The 18,025-nt window shown below is 61.7% G+C and carries 13 protein-coding genes, 1 tRNA gene and 1 pseudogene; 8 read left to right on the forward strand and 7 right to left on the reverse strand.

The features are described from left to right. Positions 1-917 precede the first annotated feature (917 nt). A pseudogene (locus tag NKH57_RS33920) lies at positions 918-1,130 on the reverse strand (hypothetical protein); the annotation flags it as partial. Between the two features lie 263 nt (positions 1,131-1,393). Between NKH57_RS33920 and proC the strand changes: the two are divergent. Further along, positions 1,394-2,209, forward strand: a complete 816-nt coding sequence (proC, locus tag NKH57_RS28200) for a pyrroline-5-carboxylate reductase (protein ID WP_352949321.1) — start codon at positions 1,394-1,396, stop codon at positions 2,207-2,209. 3 nt (positions 2,210-2,212) lie between these two features. On the opposite strand, the gene NKH57_RS28205 is transcribed toward proC, so the two are convergent. The 3 genes from NKH57_RS28205 to metH all read right to left on the reverse strand — a co-directional run bounded on the left by NKH57_RS28205 (position 2,213) and on the right by metH (position 8,920). Further along, entirely contained in the window at positions 2,213-3,529 is a 1,317-nt protein-coding gene (locus NKH57_RS28205) for an NAD(P)H-dependent oxidoreductase (protein ID WP_352949324.1), read from the reverse strand. Positions 3,530-3,613: 84 nt separating this feature from the next. Continuing rightward, the gene (locus NKH57_RS28210) at positions 3,614-5,008 is read right to left on the reverse strand and encodes a multicopper oxidase family protein (protein WP_352949327.1); all 1,395 of its coding nucleotides are present in this window, start codon (positions 5,006-5,008) and stop codon (positions 3,614-3,616) included. A 102-nt stretch (positions 5,009-5,110) separates the two neighbouring features. Further along, the gene (metH, locus tag NKH57_RS28215) at positions 5,111-8,920 is read right to left on the reverse strand and encodes a methionine synthase (RefSeq protein ID WP_352949330.1); all 3,810 of its coding nucleotides are present in this window, start codon (positions 8,918-8,920) and stop codon (positions 5,111-5,113) included. A 376-nt stretch (positions 8,921-9,296) separates the two neighbouring features. On the opposite strand from metH, the gene NKH57_RS28220 reads away from it, so the two are divergent. From NKH57_RS28220 to NKH57_RS28235, 4 genes are all read left to right on the forward strand, one after another. Then, a complete protein-coding gene (locus NKH57_RS28220; RefSeq protein WP_352949332.1) occupies positions 9,297-10,250 on the forward strand; it encodes an RNA polymerase sigma factor in 954 nt (317 codons plus the stop codon). An 87-nt stretch (positions 10,251-10,337) separates the two neighbouring features. Then, positions 10,338-10,874: a carboxymuconolactone decarboxylase family protein gene (locus tag NKH57_RS28225; RefSeq protein WP_352949334.1), complete on the forward strand. Its 537-nt coding sequence runs from the start codon at positions 10,338-10,340 to the stop codon at positions 10,872-10,874. Positions 10,875-10,976: 102 nt separating this feature from the next. Further along, the gene (locus NKH57_RS28230) at positions 10,977-11,501 is read left to right on the forward strand and encodes an OsmC family protein (protein ID WP_352949336.1); all 525 of its coding nucleotides are present in this window, start codon (positions 10,977-10,979) and stop codon (positions 11,499-11,501) included. Between the two features lie 231 nt (positions 11,502-11,732). Then, a complete protein-coding gene (locus NKH57_RS28235) occupies positions 11,733-12,164 on the forward strand; it encodes a YybH family protein (protein ID WP_352949338.1) in 432 nt (143 codons plus the stop codon). A gap of 620 nt (positions 12,165-12,784) precedes the next feature. Here NKH57_RS28235 and NKH57_RS28240 read toward each other — a convergent pair. Both NKH57_RS28240 and NKH57_RS28245 read right to left on the reverse strand, forming a co-directional pair. Further along, on the reverse strand, positions 12,785-13,213 hold the full coding sequence (locus NKH57_RS28240) for a hypothetical protein (protein WP_352949340.1): 429 nt from the start codon (positions 13,211-13,213) through the stop codon (positions 12,785-12,787). 352 nt (positions 13,214-13,565) lie between these two features. Continuing rightward, positions 13,566-14,657: a hypothetical protein gene (locus NKH57_RS28245; RefSeq protein WP_352949342.1), complete on the reverse strand. Its 1,092-nt coding sequence runs from the start codon at positions 14,655-14,657 to the stop codon at positions 13,566-13,568. A 193-nt stretch (positions 14,658-14,850) separates the two neighbouring features. Between NKH57_RS28245 and NKH57_RS28250 the strand changes: the two genes are divergently transcribed. After that, the gene (locus tag NKH57_RS28250) at positions 14,851-15,660 is read left to right on the forward strand and encodes a hypothetical protein (protein ID WP_352949344.1); all 810 of its coding nucleotides are present in this window, start codon (positions 14,851-14,853) and stop codon (positions 15,658-15,660) included. A gap of 448 nt (positions 15,661-16,108) precedes the next feature. Here NKH57_RS28250 and NKH57_RS28255 read toward each other — a convergent pair. After that, a tRNA-Thr gene (locus NKH57_RS28255) sits at positions 16,109-16,183 on the reverse strand. Positions 16,184-16,343: 160 nt separating this feature from the next. Between NKH57_RS28255 and NKH57_RS28260 the strand changes: the two genes are divergently transcribed. Then, positions 16,344-16,520, forward strand: a complete 177-nt coding sequence (locus NKH57_RS28260) for a hypothetical protein (RefSeq protein WP_352831368.1) — start codon at positions 16,344-16,346, stop codon at positions 16,518-16,520. 147 nt (positions 16,521-16,667) lie between these two features. Continuing rightward, the gene (gene murA / locus NKH57_RS28265; protein ID WP_023758393.1) at positions 16,668-17,960 is read left to right on the forward strand and encodes a UDP-N-acetylglucosamine 1-carboxyvinyltransferase; all 1,293 of its coding nucleotides are present in this window, start codon (positions 16,668-16,670) and stop codon (positions 17,958-17,960) included. Positions 17,961-18,025 lie beyond the last annotated feature (65 nt).

The raw sequence follows: 18,025 nt of genomic DNA on the forward strand, positions 1-18,025 counted from the left end.
GGGGGGTCTTTTTTGTCCCCCGACCCACCCCGGTTTCCGCCCCCCGCAACCCACCACACAACTGCCCCCCGCCCCCCCCCACCCCCAAAAACCCCCACGGGGTGCCGTTGGGGCACCCCCCCCGCTTTCTGATCTTTAACAGCGTGGCATCTTCACGAAAATTCCCACACGCAATCCCGCCAAAGCGCCGTCCCATGCCGTTTACGCGAAACCGGCATGCTTTTGTACGACACGGCGAAGAATTTTGTGGCTCAGAAGTACCGGCGACGCGCGCGGCTCTCGGTGAGTTCGCGGACCGCTTCACGGAATTCGCGCAGGCTGGCGCGGATTTCCTCGATCGGCGCTTGCGGTTCGACATCCTCCGCGGCCTGCCGCGCCTCTACCGATGGCTGGCGAGGCTGGGATGACTGCTGCGGCGGGAAGGGCGGAGGCGCAGGGGCAGGCTGAGGCGGATAGGAGGGCTGGCCGGCATTGGGGGCCGACGTAGATTGCGGACGTGGATAGTCTGGCTGCTGTATGTAGGCCAAAGGCTGCGCGTAGGGATAGAGTTGCGGGCCCGAATACGCTCGCGGCGGCACCATTTGCGGAGGCTGAGGCGGCTGCGCCATCTGCGGCGGAAAGGGAGAATGGCCGCCGGGCTGGAAAGGCGGCGGGTAAGCAGCGGGAACTGGCTGCCGAGGCGCAATGGCCGGCGCCGACTGCGAATAGGGAGAGTACGTCGGATCTTGCGTTGATATCGCGTTTTCAGCGGATACCCAACCGTGGGTATCGAAGGGCTCCTCCGGGACCGGCTTGCGGGACACGGCCTTATGCAACCACGACAGCAACGCTCGGACCCGGCCGGGCTGTGTCTGTGGCTGTGGCGTGGTTTGCGCATGGTTCATCGACGAGGCCGACTCATGGCCAGCCTGATACCCGCCTGTCGCAGGCGACAGCTTCGGGTTCGTTGGCGTTTCGCGTTGTGAACGGGCGAGACGATGACGCGTGGCGGCATCCTCGCGCCATGACGGGTCCGCCCGGTCTCCGATCGAGACCAGGGATGCGTCGGGTTCGTCGCCACGCACAGCCTGGCCAAGCGCCAGCAACGAGCGCTCGCGCTTCCAGTCTTCGCGGTTTTCCCTGTCGACCATCGTCTGGAACTCTACTCCTTGGCGACCTGCGAACGCGATTGGCCATTCGTTAAGCCACGCTAAACAGGCATGGAAAACAAAAAGTTAATTTTTCGCGCCGACAGAGCGGTCTCCCTCTGTAATTGCATCTATTTGCAAAACACGCTGCGGCCGATGGCATTGCATGATCCCAATCGCAGCACGCGATCTCCCGTTCGTCCTGACGGGGGCTTCCCCAGGGAACAGCCAGCGTCTATGTGAAGGCCTTGCTTCGGAGGCTTTCGATGACGATCAGGCTTGTTCTCGCCGGCTGCGGCAATATGGGTTACGCCATGCTCTCGGGCTGGCTGAAATCCGGCAAGCTTGCGCCGTCGGCGGTTTTCGTGGTCGAGCCCAATGCCGATCTGCGCAATCGCGCCGCAGCGTTGGGTTGCGCCACATCAGCCGATGCCGATGGCATTCCGGCCGATGCCGTGCCCGATCTGGTCGTCATTGCGGTGAAGCCGCAGGTGATCCGCGATGTCACCGCCGCCTACAAGCGCTTCGCCGATGGCCGCACCACCTACGTCAGCATCGCCGCCGGCACGCCTACCGCCACCTTCGAGGACATCCTGGGCACACTTGCGCCGGTTGTGCGCTGCATGCCCAACACGCCGGCGGCGATCGGCAAGGGCATGATGGTGGTGTTTTCCAATCCCCTGGTTTCCGACGACACCAAGCGTTTCGTCGCCGACCTTTTGTCGGCAAGCGGCGAAGTGACCACCATCGACGACGAGGGCCTGATGGACGCGGTGACCGCCGTGTCGGGATCGGGCCCGGCCTATATCTTCCATTTCATCGAGGCGCTGACCGTGGCAGCCGAGAAGGCCGGCCTGCCGACGGCAACCGCCAAGCTACTCGCCATGCAGACCGTCTACGGCGCCGCCTCGCTAGCCGCCGAAAGCGGTGAGGAGCCGGGCGTGCTGCGCCAGCAGGTCACCAGCCCCAAGGGGACGACGGCCGCGGCGCTGGAGGTGCTGATGGGTGAGGACCGGCTGACGCGCCTTCTCACAGAGGCGGTGGAGGCTGCGCGGCTGCGGTCGATCGAGCTGGGCAAATAGAGCTCAGTTCGCCCCATACAGCATCTCGTCCTGCAGCCGGCGCAAGGCGAACAGCCTCGTCGTCTGGTCGGGTACGGCATTATCCGCAGTCAGCAATTCGCCTTTCCTGACCGGCTTCAGCACCCTGCCGCCTTCGAGCAGGCCGACCGGCACGGCGCGCTGGGCACGGGCTTCGCCGACGGTCATGGTCCAGGAGCGGTAGCAAGTCTCGCCGATCGCATCGAACGTCTCGCCGGCGGCGAGGTCACGCTTGGCGACGGCGCACACTTCGGCTACGGGCCTTGGCAGCGGCACCATGTCGGGCTCGCCGAAAAGCACGATGCGGGCAGCGGTCAGCGGCACCTCCAGCGAAGTCAGGTGATAGGGCCGGAACAGGCTGTAATAGGGGCCGTGGCCGATATGCAGATCGTCCATGCGCTCGATGATGCGCGGATGGGTCGCCTCGACGATGACGAAGACGCCGGGCGCGACGCCCTTGCCGACCGTGTAGTCGACAACGCCTTTCTTCAGCAACAGACCGCCATCCTCGCGCGGAATGAGCACTTTGGCGAGATCGTCGCGGTCGGCCCTAGGGCCGTGCATGCCGGGCACATCGGGCACTAGCCCGGTAGCGTTGGCGATGGCGCACATCTCGACCATGGTCTTGGAACCGTCGACGAACTCGACCAGCATGCGCGGGTTCATGTTACGGCGGATCGCTTCCTCGCGGTAGTCGTCCGGCACGGCATCGTGGTTGAGCGGGTTGTTCTTGCCCTTGCCGGCCGAGACGATGGTTAGGCCGAGCGCCGACGCAAACTCGATCAGCTCCATGCAGCTCGACGGCTCGTCGCCGGCGCCCACTGAATAGACGACGCCAAGCCGGTCGGCTTGCTGCTTGAGATAGCAGCCGATGGTGACGTCGGCCTCGACGTTCATCATCACCAGATGCTTGCCGTGTTCCATCGCCATCAGGTCGAAATCGGCGGCGACACCCGGCTTGCCGGTGGCGTCGATGACGACATCGATCAACGGATTGGTGACCAGCATCTCGTTCGAAGTGATGGCGATCTTGCCGTTCTCGATCGCCGCGGTGACTTTCGACGCGGTTTCGGCTTCGACCGCCATCGCCTCGTCGCCATAGGCAATGCGGATGGCATCGCGTGCGGTGTGCGGGCGGCGTGTCGAGACCGCGCAGACCGAAATGCCCGGCATCAGCATGCCTTGCGTGACCAGATCGGTGCCCATTTCGCCCGAACCGATGACGCCGATACGCACCGGGCGGCCTTCGGCGGAACGCCTGGCGAGATCATGGGCAAGGCCGGTCAGGGCGACATTGGTCATGCAGGAATGTCCCAGGTTCTTGAGTTGGACGCGGCAATAGCAGGGAACCGCCCTCTTTTGCCAACGAAACCCTCGGCCGCGGCTTCAGACCACCCTGACGTAGCTCGTCATTCCCGATTTCTGGTGCTCGATGATGTGGCAGTGCAGCAGCCAGTCGCCCGGATTGTCGGCAACGAAGCCGAGCTGGACCTTCTCGTTGGGCTGGATGAGATACGTATCGGAAATCAGGGGCTGAACCTGGCGCGTCGAGGATGACAGCACTTTGAAGCTCATCCCGTGCAAATGCATCGGATGGGATTGCGGCGTCAGGTTTTCCATGTCGATGACATAGCTCCCGCCGAGCTTCAATTCGGCCAACGGCGCAGTCGGATCCGGCGCATCGCCCGGCCAAGGCACCTTGTTGATGGCCCAGAAACTGTAGCCGAGCGAACCGCAGATCCCGTCGCTCGGGACGTTTTCCGCAGTGGCGCTCAGAGCCAGGGAAATATGCTTGGCGCTGGTGAGATCCACTTCCGCTACCGGATTGAGCTCCAGGGGTGCAACATCGCTGATATCACGCTTGAGCGAGCTTCCGGTCGCGCGCAAGGTCGCTAGAATTTTAGGCTTGGTGCCCCTGACATCCCGCAGGCTTACGATCGCACCCTCGCCATCGGGCATGCGGATGGCCAGCTCCATGCGCTGTCCCGGTCCAAGCAGCAAGGCATCGGGGGAAAAACGCTGCGGCACCGGATTGCCGTCAAGCGCCATGACAGTTGCTTCGGCGCCATCGACGCGAAAGGCATAGATGCGCGTGACGTCGGTGATGGCGATCCTGAGCCGCACAAGCCCTCCGGCCGGCGCGTCATATTGCGGCTGGTCGAGCCAGTTGGCGGTGCGCACCGTGCCATAGGTGCCGGTTCTTGCGGCATCGCGCGGCCGGAACTGGTCGATGAACTGGCCGTCGTCACCGAGGCGCCAGTCGCGCAGATTGAGGACGACCTCGGCATCGAATTTCGGATCGTTCGGATTCTCGACCACGATGACGCCTGTGAGGCCGTGGCCCATCTGCTCCAACGTGTTGCAATGCGGGTGATACCAGAAGGTGCCGGCGTCGGGCGGCGTGAAGGCGTAGTCGAAATGATCGCCGGTGTAGACATAAGGCTGAACCAGAAACGGGACGCCGTCCATCTTATTGGGCACGCGAATGCCATGCCAATGAATCGTCGTCGGATCGTCGATCGCGTTGACAAGACGGGCGGCGAAGGGCTCGCCCTTTTTCATTCTGAGCACGGGCGGCATTCCGGCGTTGCCCCAGGTCAGCACATCCCTGGTCTGGCCGATATCCGTCAGCTTTGCCTGGATTTGTGCCGTCTGCAAAACCACCGGCTCAGGCGTGGCAGCCGCCCAGCCGCCAAGCCGACCCATGGCCGAAAGCCCGATCCCGCCCGCGCCGGCGATCGCAGCCGATTTCAAAAGCCGGCGGCGTGTGATCAGGGTCATTCGGCGCTCCAACTGCAAAGGCGACTGCCCGCGAAGGTGTAACCGTCACGCCATGGATCACAAGCCGGCAACCAGTGCAATTCAATTGAAGGCATGCCGCCGCTATTCAGCCGCCTCGGCATAGTGTGCCGGCACGTAGTTGAGGATAGGGCCGAGCCAGCGCTCGACCTCCGCCAATGGCATCGCCTTGCGGCGCGCATAATCCTCGACCTGGTCGCGTTCAACCTTGGCGACGCCGAAATAGTAGCTTTCGGGATGCGACAAATAGATGCCTGACACGGACGAGCCCGGCCACATCGCATAGCTCTCGGTCAGGCTCACGCCCGCATTGCGCTCACCGTCGAGCAGCCGGAACAGCGTGGCCTTTTCGGTATGGTCGGGTTGCGCCGGATAGCCGGGGGCCGGGCGGATGCCGCGATAGGGTTCGCCGATCAGCTCGTCGGGCGCCAACGATTCCTCTTGCGCGTAGCCCCAGTACTCCTTGCGCACCTTCTCATGCATGCGCTCGGCGAAGGCCTCGGCGAAACGGTCGGCCAGCGCCTTGACCATGATCGACGAATAATCGTCGTTCGCCCGCTCGAAACGCTCGGCGATCGCCACCTCCTCGATGCCGGCGGTGACGATGAAGCCGCCGATGAAGTCGAGCTTACCGCTATCCGCTGGCGCGACGAAATCCGAGAGCGCGACATTGGCCTTGCCGTCGCGCTTGGTCAGTTGCTGACGCAGGGTGAAGAAGGTCGCCAGTTCCTGCGAGCGTGCCTCGTTCGTGAACAACTTGATGTCGTCGCCGACGGCATTGGCCGGCCAGAAACCGATGACGCCGCGCGGGGCGAACCATTTTTCGGCGATGATCTTCTTCAGCATCGCCTGCGCATCCTCGAACAACTGGCGGGCGGCGGGTCCTTGCGCCTCGTCTTCGAGGATTTTTGGATAACGGCCCTTCAGCTCCCAGGTCTGGAAGAACGGCGTCCAGTCGATGTAGCGCGCGAGCTCGGTCAGGTCCCAATTCTCGAAGACCTTCACGCCTGTGAAGGACGGCTTCGGCGGCTCATATTCAGACCAATCGATCCGATGCGCATTGGCCCTCGCCTTGGCCAGCGGCAGCCGCTGCTTGTCGGCTTCGGAGCGGGCATGCGCGTCGGCGACCTTCTTGTATTCGGCGCGCACCGTGTCGACGTACTTCGCCTTGCTGTCATTCGACAGCAAGGACGAGACCACGCCGACCGCCCGGCTGGCGTCGGTGACATAGACCGCTTGTCCCTTGGTGTAGCGCGGGTGGATCTTCACCGCCGTGTGCACGCGGCTGGTCGTCGCGCCGCCGATCAGCAGCGGGATGTCGAAGCCTTCGCGCTCCATCTCGGCGGCCATATGCGCCATTTCATCGAGCGATGGCGTGATCAGGCCTGACAGTCCGATGATGTCGACTTGTCTCTCGCGCGCCGTCTGCAGGATCTTTGCCGCCGGCACCATGACGCCGAGATCGATGATCTCGTAATTGTTGCAGGCGAGCACGACGCCGACGATGTTCTTGCCGATGTCGTGGACATCGCCCTTCACCGTCGCCATCAGGATCTTGCCCGCCGTCTGGCGTTCGCCATTGTCGATGCCATTGGCGGCGTTGGCCAACTTCTCGGCTTCCATATGCGGCAGTAGTCCCGCCACCGCCTGCTTCATCACCCGCGCGGACTTCACCACTTGCGGCAGGAACATCTTTCCCGCGCCGAACAGGTCGCCGACGACGTTCATGCCGGCCATCAGCGGGCCTTCGATGACATGCAGCGGGCGCTCGGCGGCAAGCCGCGCTTCCTCGGTGTCGGCGTCGATGAACTCGGTGATGCCGTTGACCAGCGCATGGCTGATCCGCTGTTCGACCGGCAGTTCGCGCCAGGCAAGATCGCGCTCCTTGGCTTCTTGGCCCGCCGCGCCCTTGAAGCGTTCGGCGATCTCCAGCATGCGTTCAGTGGCGGTGCCGCCGGCCTTGGGCACACGGTTGAGCACGACATCCTCGCAGGCCTCGCGCAGCACCGGCTCGATCGTGTCGTAGACGGCGAGCTGGCCGGCATTGACGATCCCCATATCCATGCCGCGCTGGATGGCATGGTAGAGGAACACGGCATGCATGGCCTCGCGCACCGGCTCATTGCCGCGGAACGAGAAGGAGAGGTTCGACACACCGCCGGAAATGTGGACATGCGGCAGCGTCCCGGTGATCTCGCCCGCCGCTTCGATGAAGTCGACGCCGTAATTGTCGTGCTCCTCGATGCCGGTGGCAATGGCGAAGACATTGGGGTCGAAGACGATATCCTCGGGCGGGACGCCGGCCTGTTCGGTCAAAAGCTTGTAGGCGCGGGTGCAGATTTCGACCTTGCGCGCCTTGGTGTCGGCCTGGCCATCCTCGTCGAACGCCATGACGACCACGGCGGCGCCATAGGCGCGCACGAGCCTGGCATGATGCAGGAATGCCGCCTCGCCTTCCTTCATGGAGATGGAGTTGACCAGCGGCTTGCCCTGCACGCATTTCAGGCCGGCCTCGATGATCTCCCATTTCGAACTGTCGACCATCACCGGGACACGGGCGATGTCGGGTTCGGCGGCGACCAGGTTGAGATACTCCACCATCGCCTTCTTTGAATCGATCAGGCCTTCGTCCATGTTGATGTCGATAATCTGCGCGCCATTGGCGACCTGGTCGCGCGCCACGTCGAGCGCGGCGACATAGTCACCCGCCGTGATCAGCTTGCGGAACTTGGCCGAGCCGGTGACATTGGTGCGCTCGCCGACATTGACGAAGGGAATTTCGTCGGTGAGCGTGAATGGCTCCAGTCCGGAAAGGCGCATCTTGCGCTCGATGTCGGGAATGGGGCGCGGCGGATACTTCCGCACCGCCTCTGCAATGGCGCGGATGTGCTCCGGCGTTGAGCCGCAGCAGCCGCCGACGACATTGACCAGTCCCTCGCGAGCGAAATCCTCGATCTGCGCGGCCATGAATTCCGGGCTCTCGTCATAACGGCCGAATTCATTGGGCAGGCCGGCATTCGGATAGGCGCAGACAAAAGTGTTGGCGACGCCTGATATCTCGGCCAGATGCTCGCGCATGGCATTGGCGCCGAGCGCGCAGTTGAGGCCGATGGTGAACGGGCTGGCATGGCGTACCGAATGCCAGAAGGCGGTCGGCGTCTGGCCCGACAGTGTGCGGCCGGAGAGGTCTGTGATGGTGCCGGAAATCATCACCGGCAGGCGCACGCCCTTCTCGTTGAAGATCTCCGCTGCCGCGAAAATCGCCGCCTTGGCGTTCAGCGTGTCGAAGATGGTCTCGATCAGGATGATGTCGGCGCCGCCATCGATCAGGCCGCGCAGCTGCTCGCCATAGGCGAGGCGCAATTCGTCGAAGGTCACGGCGCGATAGCCCGGATTGTTGACATCAGGCGACATCGAAGCGGTGCGGTTGGTTGGCCCGAGCGCACCGGCGACGAAGCGGCGCTTGCCATCCTGCTGCTCGGCACGAACAGCGGCGCGCCGCACCAGCCGCGCTCCGTCGCGATTCAGCGCGTAGACGGCATCCTCCATGCCGTAATCGGCCTGGGCAATCGAAGTCGAGGAGAAGGTGTTGGTTTCCAGAATATCCGCGCCTGCGATGGCATATTGATAGTGGATTTCCTCGATCGCCTGCGGCTGCGTCAGGATCAGAAGATCATTGTTGCCTTGCTGGTGGCAGGCGCAGCCGGCGAAGGCTTCGCCGCGAAACTGGTCCTCATCGAAACCCAGGCCCTGGATCTGTGTGCCCATGGCACCGTCAAGGATGAGGATGCGTTCGCTAGCCGCCGCCGTGAGCGCCGCAAGCACCTCCGACCCATCGGGCTTTGCCGCGACAGGGCCGAACAATGCGTCCAGCGATGCAGAATTCTGCGACATTTTTTATCCCCCTGGCGACAAGCCTATTCGTGTCACATAAGGATATCTTTATGTCAATATACGGCAAACGCTCATCATTGTCACGCGCTGTTGCAAGCGCTGGCTTCCCAGCGCGATCGTTCCGTCGGCGCAAGGCGGCTGGACGAGGAGAAGGCGGCACGAACGAGCGTGGTTTCACGGACCCCGCTTCGGGCCGGTCGTTGCGGAGCTGAAGTGGCGCCGCTGCACGCTGACGGATCTGGGAGCGATGGTCGAGGATCATAACCCAATTCAAAGCCTGCTCAAAGCTTACAGGTGATCTGGTGCCGAACACGGATCGTGACGAAGCCTGAACAAGCATTCGAACTTTTTCGCCGGATGGTGCATCTTTCAGTCGATGAGCTACGAAACTCATATCGTGCCGAATGATGCCGAACTGGCCGTTGCCGCTCGGGGCGGTGATTGTGGTTGCCTCGGCCTGTTGCTGGAACGTCATCGTGCGCGGCTCTATGCGACAGCTCTGAATATGCTCGGCTATGGATCTGACGCCGAAGATGCAGTGCATGAGACGTTCCTGATCGCGCTGAGGCGCATCGGTGAACTCAAGGATCCGCAAGCCGTCGGTGGCTGGCTTCGCGCTGTGCTGTATCGATGCTGCCTGCAACAATTGCGTCGAAGACGACGCGAGATCTTGACCGCCGACATTCCCGACCGCCCTGACGAACGCGCTGGCATTGAGGAGCGGCTGGAGAAAATCGCGCTTCGCGAATGGGTTTGGGATGCCCTCCGCAAGCTTCCCGAGCCGCTGCAGGCCACCGCAATCTTGCGCTATTTTGGAAGCTATCAGTCTTACCAGGAACTGGCCGCCATTCTGGATGTGCCGATTGGGACGGTTCGCAGTCGTTTGTCGGAAGCCAAACGCAAGCTGGCGGAGATGCTGCTCGAAACGGCAGGCCTTGGCGACGCAGGGGCTCGCTCACAGTCTTGCGAACGCCAGCGATTTTACTCCGAAATCTTCAATGGACTCAACCGGCACGGCGAACGCGACCGCTTCCTCGGGCACTTTGCGGAAGATCTTCACCTGGTCCGTGGGGCGAGCGAACCGGTGTTGGGGCGTTCATTCCTTGCCGAGGAAGTCGACTCCGACACGGAAGCCGGCGTCCGCCTCGAGCCGCAGCGCATTCTCAGCGGCAGCCATGTCACAGTCATCGAAGGACGATTCATCAATCCGCCCGAAGACCCGTTCCACTGCCCGCCGGGTGTCGTCCTGGTGATCTTTCAACGAGACGGCAAGGCCCGACGCCTGCACCTTCATCTTTCGCCGCGCCCGCCCAGAATCGAGGATGATTGATCGAACTTTTTCTCTCGTCCGTGACTCCTTGGAGCACGGGGCCATCACAGAACGCCGCCTCGAATGGTTCCACAGAGGAGAGAGATCATGTCCGCCTTCGCAGTTTCCCATGTTGCTTCCAACGCACACCACGGCACGCTCGGACCCCGCCGGTCGCGCCGCTTCCTTCAAACGGCGTTCGCATCGACTGTAGTCTGCGCCACATTTTTGTCACCGGGCTTGGGCTGGGCCGGCCAGGCTGAGGTCGACGCCACCTACAAGGACGTCGAGCGGACGCTCGGCTCGGTGCCAGGCTTTGTCCATCAGGTTTCAAAAGCAGCGCTGCCGGGCGCCTGGGCCGAGGTGAAGGCTCTGCAGTTCTCGAACGACACCGCCCTGCCGCCGAAAGTCAAGGCTTTGATCTCGCTCGCCGTCTCCGCTCAAATTCCCTGCCAGTATTGCATCTGGGAAGACACCGAGAGCGCAAAACAGGCGGGCGCAACGGAGGACGAGATTGAAGAGGCCGTCGCCATCGCCGCTCTGTCACGCCACTGGAGCACCATCTTCAACGGCATGCAGGTCGATTTCGAAACCTTCAAGAAGGATCTCGGCGGCGATGCCCAAGCGGCCGCGCCTGCCAAGTAGGGCGAGCCTTGTCGGCACATTATCGGATCAAGGCCGGACCGCGACAGCCGCCGTCGGCAACCGAGGAAGTGAGTGGAATTGTAACTTTGTAGGGAGGTAAAAATGCCAATAGTCTTCGGAGAATCCGTCAGCACGGTCAAAGATATCGTGTCCGTGCTGAAGAAACACGGTGACGCGGTGCGTGGCACCTACCGTGCCCGCTACCGCTTCGATCGGCAATCAAGCGATCCTTATACAATGCCGCTGCTGGAGCGACCCGCGAGCCTCAAGGACAATCCGCCGGCCGCAGTCTTTCCCTGGGAGCAGATCTTTGCCGCGGCGGCCGTGTGTGCCGGCTCGGACTATCCGATGCTGGCAGCGCATGCGGGGGTCGATCTGCGTTCAGTAGATTTTGTCGCGGAAGGCGTGTTCGACCCGCGTGGCGAGTTTGACGGACTTGATGGGCTCACGGCGCCCAGGGACGCCCGGCATTGCTATGTGTCCCTGCACCTGCGCGCGACCGTGTGTTCTTCGGCGCCGCGCGCCGACCTGGAGAAAATTCATGAGCGCGCGATCTCCCACAACATGGTGCTTGGGGCCCTCAGAGGAATTCCCATGACCAGCGAATTGGTGGTTCAGCAAGCGTGATCCCGTCGCAGAACTCGCCCGGTCTGATGGGTCGCACAGACTTTTGTCCCAAACATTCCTGACCTGTTGGGGCAGTTCGGCTGTCGCACTGTTCTCCATTCAGTGCATGTTCCCACGACGACACTGCCCACTGCCGGGAGGTGGCAGGCACTTTAGCGCAAGCTAACGGAACAAGTTGCCGCTTCTGAAGTTTTGAAATGGGAAGCATGGCAAGACTGTGGGGATGTTAAGATGTTAGCCTCCGACCTAACGAAAGTTATCGAGCAGGATCATCTGGCTCTGGATGCCTTCGTAAAGGGCGATCCTGAGCCCTTGAAAGGCCTCTACTCGCGACAGGACGACGTCATTATTGCCAATCCCTTTGGCCCGCCGGTGAAGGGATGGAGAAAGGCCGCTGAGACCATGGAACGGGCCGCCACCAATTACCGGCACGGCAAGGCCATTGGCTTTGAGCGCATCTCGGAATATGCGACGGCCGACTTGGGATACATCATCGAGGTCGAGCGGTTCGAATCCAAGGTCGGCGGGGGCGACAAACTGGTGCCGATTGCGCTTCGAGTCACCACCATATTTCGCCGGGAGGAAGGCGCGTGGAGGATCGTTCTTCGTCATGCCGATCCGATAACCTCGGTACGCTCACCGACGTCCGTTGTCGGGGAGTAGATGGACCAGTGCTTGCTGGCCGCCGGCAAAAGAAAGTCGGGCCTAATCTACACGCCCGACACCAGCCCGAACGCCTATCCCTCAAATCCGAGGGCGCGCGTGACCGATATGCGCGCTGACTCGTCTGCCTCCCGCGGTGCCGCGGACGAAACGGAAACCATCCGCGCCAAGATCAGAGCGTTGATGGCCATCGGCCAGAGCGGTCGCAACAGCACCGATCGTCGCCGGCACAGCCATTGTCGCCCATGCCCGTGATGGCGACGACCAGCATGCAATCCTTCAATGTCATTTTATCCTCCCTTGCTTTGTTCTCATTGCCCTCCTTCCCCACCGAGGTTATTTCAGCGTGCTGCGCGCAATCCGACTATATATGAATAGAAGCGGACCGACTGCCGCAGCAGACGCGGGTCTTTTAAGGCGGACCGGGCGCTGCTGGCTGTGCATCGATATTCACAGATGATGCGGAAGTGCATTCTCCCTATGCGCCCCCGGCACGCGGCCGCGCCGCAATAGAGGCGCTGCACGGCATCTGGACTCAGCACGCCGCTCCCGCAGCGCGTTGGCCGGCCTCTTCATCCACCCCTTGCCAAGATCGCTAAGCCCTCGCTCTAGCTCCTGCCTTAACGCCCGTAGTTGTCGCGCAGAGCCTCTATGCTTCGCTCTACGTGCTCCATTCGCATTTCCAGCGTGGCATCAGGGTTCATTTTGCCCGATTTTGGCGGCACCGAAGGTAACTGACGTGCTGATGCCCGTGGCGGCGACCACAACATTTTGTCGTGGAAAAGGGCGGTCTCTCCACCAAGAACAACCCAATGAAAAATGGGGGCGACTGGACCTTGGTCCACAAGCTCCTTCACCACTCCTGATAGGCCGCAGTAGGCTGCCACCAACCCAAATAACTGGAGTGCAAAGCCACTAGATCGCACCGTGAGGTCAGAATGGAACAATCGGGTCGTTACCAGCAGCAATAAAACTGGCAGCACGAGCCCAATCCATATGAGGAGCGGCCGACCAATGAGCCACGAGAGCACGCTACGAAATCCGCTCAAGACTGCCTCCTGCTAAACTCCGGTACAGGCTTACCCCCCGCAGACGAACGTGCCGCCGGCCCCGAGTCCTTGGCGTTCGAATTGTAGAAGCTGCCCTTGGAGCCTGCGTGCTTGAGGCGAATGAGCATGTAGCGGGGCTCAGCGTTGTAGCAGACGCGCTTGACCACGATGCTCTCCAACGCCCCTGCGCATTTGAACTTGGTGTGGTCCACAGGGCCGCGATACTTCACGTCTACAGTCTCGGCATGGAGCGGCCACGGCAACGGCAGAGGCAAAGGCCGCGCCTACCGTCAACGCGACCACGATTCCGCAAAGGCGATAAAGACTCGCTGTCATAAGACCCCAGGCCTACCTACTGGCAGCAAACCTTGCGAACGTACGTGTTACCGAAGGTTGCGTAAGCGTCGTCGGGGATTGCGCCCCTCGCCTTCATCTCGCTGACTAGGCTCTTAGCCATAGGCTCGTCGAAGGTGTTGTCGAGGGTTATCGCGAACCAACCGTTGGTAGCAAGATAGGCGGAAAGCGGTATGGATGATGTTCTGACGAAGGCCTCGGCCTCGGCGTAGTTGTCGAAACTCTTGACCTGGATGTGGCGCCGCCCAAATGGTCCGCTATCATACTGATCGACGTGAACCCATGTATCGTGCATGTAGCCGACCTGATTCCCGGTCTGGACTCGGTACCAACGGCCGCTACTTCCCAGGATCAACACCTGACTTCCATTCTGCAGCACCGCGACGTTAGCGGACTTTCCCTCCGGCAATGCCTTGAGGGGTGCAGAGCCCCTAGGGTGTCCTATCCGACCAGAATGAGCCTCTGGGATCACGAGCGACGGATTGGCAGGAAGTGGAGGCGTGGAGGTCGCGGTCGGCGATGTGGGCTGAGGCGGCGGCATAGGGGGCGGCACCGCGCTTGCCACCGTTGCTTGACCCGCGTCAGGCGTTAAAGTGACAACCTTGTACTTGGCCATCTCGCTCATAGAGAGATAGCGGATGTCGTTGCTGTCATATTGCAGCGAGAGTTGAAGCAGAGCGGGGTCCACACCCATCTCGATCATGTAGGTGATAACGTCGGCAGTGATTTGCTGAACGGCGGAGACAGCCTCTTGGCTGCTGAGCGGAATGTCGCCTTGAAACGATGACTTATGGACGCCTATGGACCCCGCCTCGGCAAGGCGTATCACTCCGCCCAAGAAGGCCAACGAGCAGGCGGAAGCACATTCAGAGACCCTAAACTGCGCGGTCCCTATGCCCAGCCTTCGAATTAGTCGGCCCAAGTCCATTGCCTTTTGAATGTTGCCGCCTGGAGACCGAAATGTAACTGCCGTTGCAGTGCTTGACCGCGCCAGTGCCTCGAAGACCGACAGGTCATCTTGATAGGCAAAATCGCCTGACACCAAAATGTAGTGGAGCCCGCCGTCAGTCTGTCCGGCCTGGAACTGCAACCCAGCGCGCGCGGACGTAGCACCCAGCAACGCCGATACGACACACAACGAAATCGGAAAGGAGAAAACGCGAAACGTGGCCCCAAGCACTACCCCACATCGAAGTCTAGCGTCGGCAGGCAGAAGTTGTCGAATCCTTGTTGCGAAAATAATGAATTTCAGCGTGGAGTCCTATTCTCACGGGACGATTCGAATGGGCGAGGCCAAGCAGCGAAAGACATTCTCCCAGCGAATTAGAGAAGACCAGCCGTTCTGCATCTTCTGCGGCGGGGAAACGCCGAGCGAAACGGTGGAGCACTACCCGCCCCGCAGCATCTTCGATGGCAAGCATCGGCCCAAGAGTATGGAGTTTGGGGCGTGTAAGCAGTGTAACGAGGCATCGCGCGAGGCTGATCTCGTGGTCGCCACCCTCAGCCGCATGATGCCCGACTCCAAGACTGGGGCCGAACGCGCGGACGTGAAGAGGCTCATTCGGTCGGTGCTCAAAATTCCGGGGTTCGCCAACGAGGTTCGCCCCGAGCGAGACCAGCTAGGCACCCTGATCCGCCACCGTCACATCGCCGCCCAGCTTCCCTCCTGGAATTTCCTCAGGATTGAGGGTCCAATTGTCGCTAGGTCCATGACCATCTTCGGGTCGAAGCTGGCTCTCGCGCTGCATACGACCACCACAGGGCGCATCCTATCCACCGGCGGGATCGTCGCGGTCCAATGGTATTCGAACCTTCAGGCTTACCAGGGTGCATTGCCGAAGGAGTTTCTGGCTATGTGCGGCCCCGGCATGACGCTCCGCCAGGGCCAGTTCGAGGTGGGAGACCAGTTTCGTGTCGCCAGCGTGGTCCCCGACGACAATGGCTCCATGTCGGCCCACTTCGCTGTCTTCAGGGAGTCGTTCGGGGTCTTGATGTTCGCCACCGAAGAGCCCAATGAGGTCCAGAAGGACGGGGCCGTGTCGCCAGGCTTTCTGAAACGGTCCCTCACGGTGGTCCCGCAACAGACCCAGTAGCTAAGAGGGGGGCTTCGCCCTCATCGTCGCCCTCAAAGGTAATGCGAGGGCACGGTGCATAAAGCAATTACATTGAGCACCTACTCCAAGTGGGCCAACGATGAGGCGGAGCGGAGGCCTTCCAACTCCCTAAGGCCCCATCTGGAGCCCTTTAGAAGCGAGTTATTTTCCTTATAGCAGCGACTTATTGGCCAGCCTTCTCCCAGCCGGCAGGCCACCCCACCAGCCGCCCGATCCGAAAGGTCCGAAGCTTCAGCAGATCGTCACGCCGATCCCAGAGACACAGAGGGATTCGGAACTTCCCTTGCCAAACCTCAGAGCCCTTGAGCTTGGATCGACCCCGCATTCTCCACCGAATTCCCCTCATCTCAGAGCATGTTCCCATAATAGTCCGCATTTGCGGAAGCCACGGTAAACTCTAAGTTTCTGATGCCGCTTCGGAAAAGAATGGTGCTGCGAGAGAGGATTGAACTCTCGACCTCTCCCTTACCAAGGGAGTGCTCTACCACTGAGCTACCGCAGCCGCTGATGGCGGGGCTTCTGCCATATCGAACCGGCAAGCGCAAGGCCAAGTGCAACGCTTCTGTGAAAGGCTTTGCTGGATGGCTTTATTGACATGGCGGCGCCACAATGTTGGCTATCCCTGATTGGCAGGCTGGCTGGTCGCCGGCCGGGACGGGACCATGAACGACAAGACAATCCCAGCAAAAAAGGGCGGCATCAACCGCAAGGACCGGCTGGCCGAGCAATTGCGTGCCAATTTGCAGAAGCGCAAGGCGCAGTCGCGCTCGCGGCGCGCCGGCGATGCGGATCAGCGGCCGGACGGGCTCGGCGCGGCAAGGGAAATGCAAAAAGATTAACTCAAATCTGCCACTCTTGGCCCGGGGCGGGGCGAAATCCTATTTCTTGAGCCAGCCAATTCCTTGAACCAGATTGGCCAATGGTCTAGACGGGCCGCTACTCAAACGATTGAACCGGCTTTTTTGAGCCGAGAGGGACGTTCTTCCATGGATCGCATCAGAATTGTCGGGGGCAACAAGCTCTCCGGAAGCATTCCGATCTCAGGCGCGAAAAACGCGGCGCTGCCTCTGATGATCGCCTCGCTTTTGACCGACGACACGCTGACGCTGGAAAACGTGCCGCATCTGGCCGATGTCGAGCAGTTGATCCGCATCCTGGGCAATCACGGCGTCGATTATTCGGTCAATGGCCGTCGCGAGAAGCAGAATGAAGGCTATTCGCGCACCATCACTTTCTCCGCCCGCAACATCGTCGACACGACGGCGCCCTACGAGCTGGTATCGAAGATGCGGGCGTCGTTCTGGGTGATCGGGCCGCTGCTGGCCCGCATGGGCGAGGCCAAGGTGTCGCTGCCCGGCGGTTGCGCCATCGGCACGCGCCCGGTCGATCTGTTCCTCGAAGGCTTGCAGGCGCTGGGCGCCGACATCGATGTCGACACCGGCTATGTCATCGCCAAAACCCGGAATGGCCGTCTTGTCGGCAACCGCTACGTGTTCCCGAAGGTCTCGGTCGGCGCCACCCATGTGCTGATGATGGCCGCGGCGCTGGCCAAGGGCGAGACGGTGCTGGAAAATGCCGCCTGCGAACCCGAAATCGTCAACCTCGCCGAGTGCCTCAATGCCATGGGCGCGAAGATTTCCGGCGCCGGCACGCCTGTTATCACCATCGATGGTGTCGAATCGCTGTCGGGTGCCCGCGTGCGCGTCATTCCCGACCGCATCGAGACCGGCACCTACGCAATGGCGGTGGCAATGACCGGCGGCGACGTCGTGCTCGAGGGCGCACGCCCCGAACTGCTGCAGACCGCGCTCGACGTGATCTCGCAGACGGGTGCGGAGATCACGCAAACCAATTCCGGCATTCGTGTGAAGCGCAACGGCGCCGGCATTTCCCCGGTCGACGTGACGACGGCGCCCTTCCCGGCCTTCCCGACCGATTTGCAGGCGCAGTTCATGGGCCTGATGACGATGGCAAAGGGCAAGTCGCGCATCACCGAGACGATTTTCGAGAACCGCTTCATGCATGTGCAGGAACTGGCCCGGCTCGGCGCCCACATCACGCTTTCGGGCCAGACCGCAATCGTCGACGGCGTGCCGAAATTGAAGGGCGCGCCGGTCATGGCGACCGATCTTCGCGCCTCGGTCTCGCTGGTCATCGCCGGCCTGGCGGCCGAAGGCGAGACGACGGTCAACCGCGTCTATCATCTCGACCGCGGCTTCGAGCGGCTGGAAGAAAAGCTGTCCAACTGCGGCGCGGTGATCGAGCGGATTTCCGCATAGGCCAATCGCAAGGCCGTGCGGTGCGGTTGCGCGGACGGGAAAGACCGCCTAACAGAAGGTTCGGT

Source organism: Mesorhizobium sp. M1050, assembly GCF_040318715.1.
Lineage (GTDB): Bacteria > Pseudomonadota > Alphaproteobacteria > Rhizobiales > Rhizobiaceae > Mesorhizobium.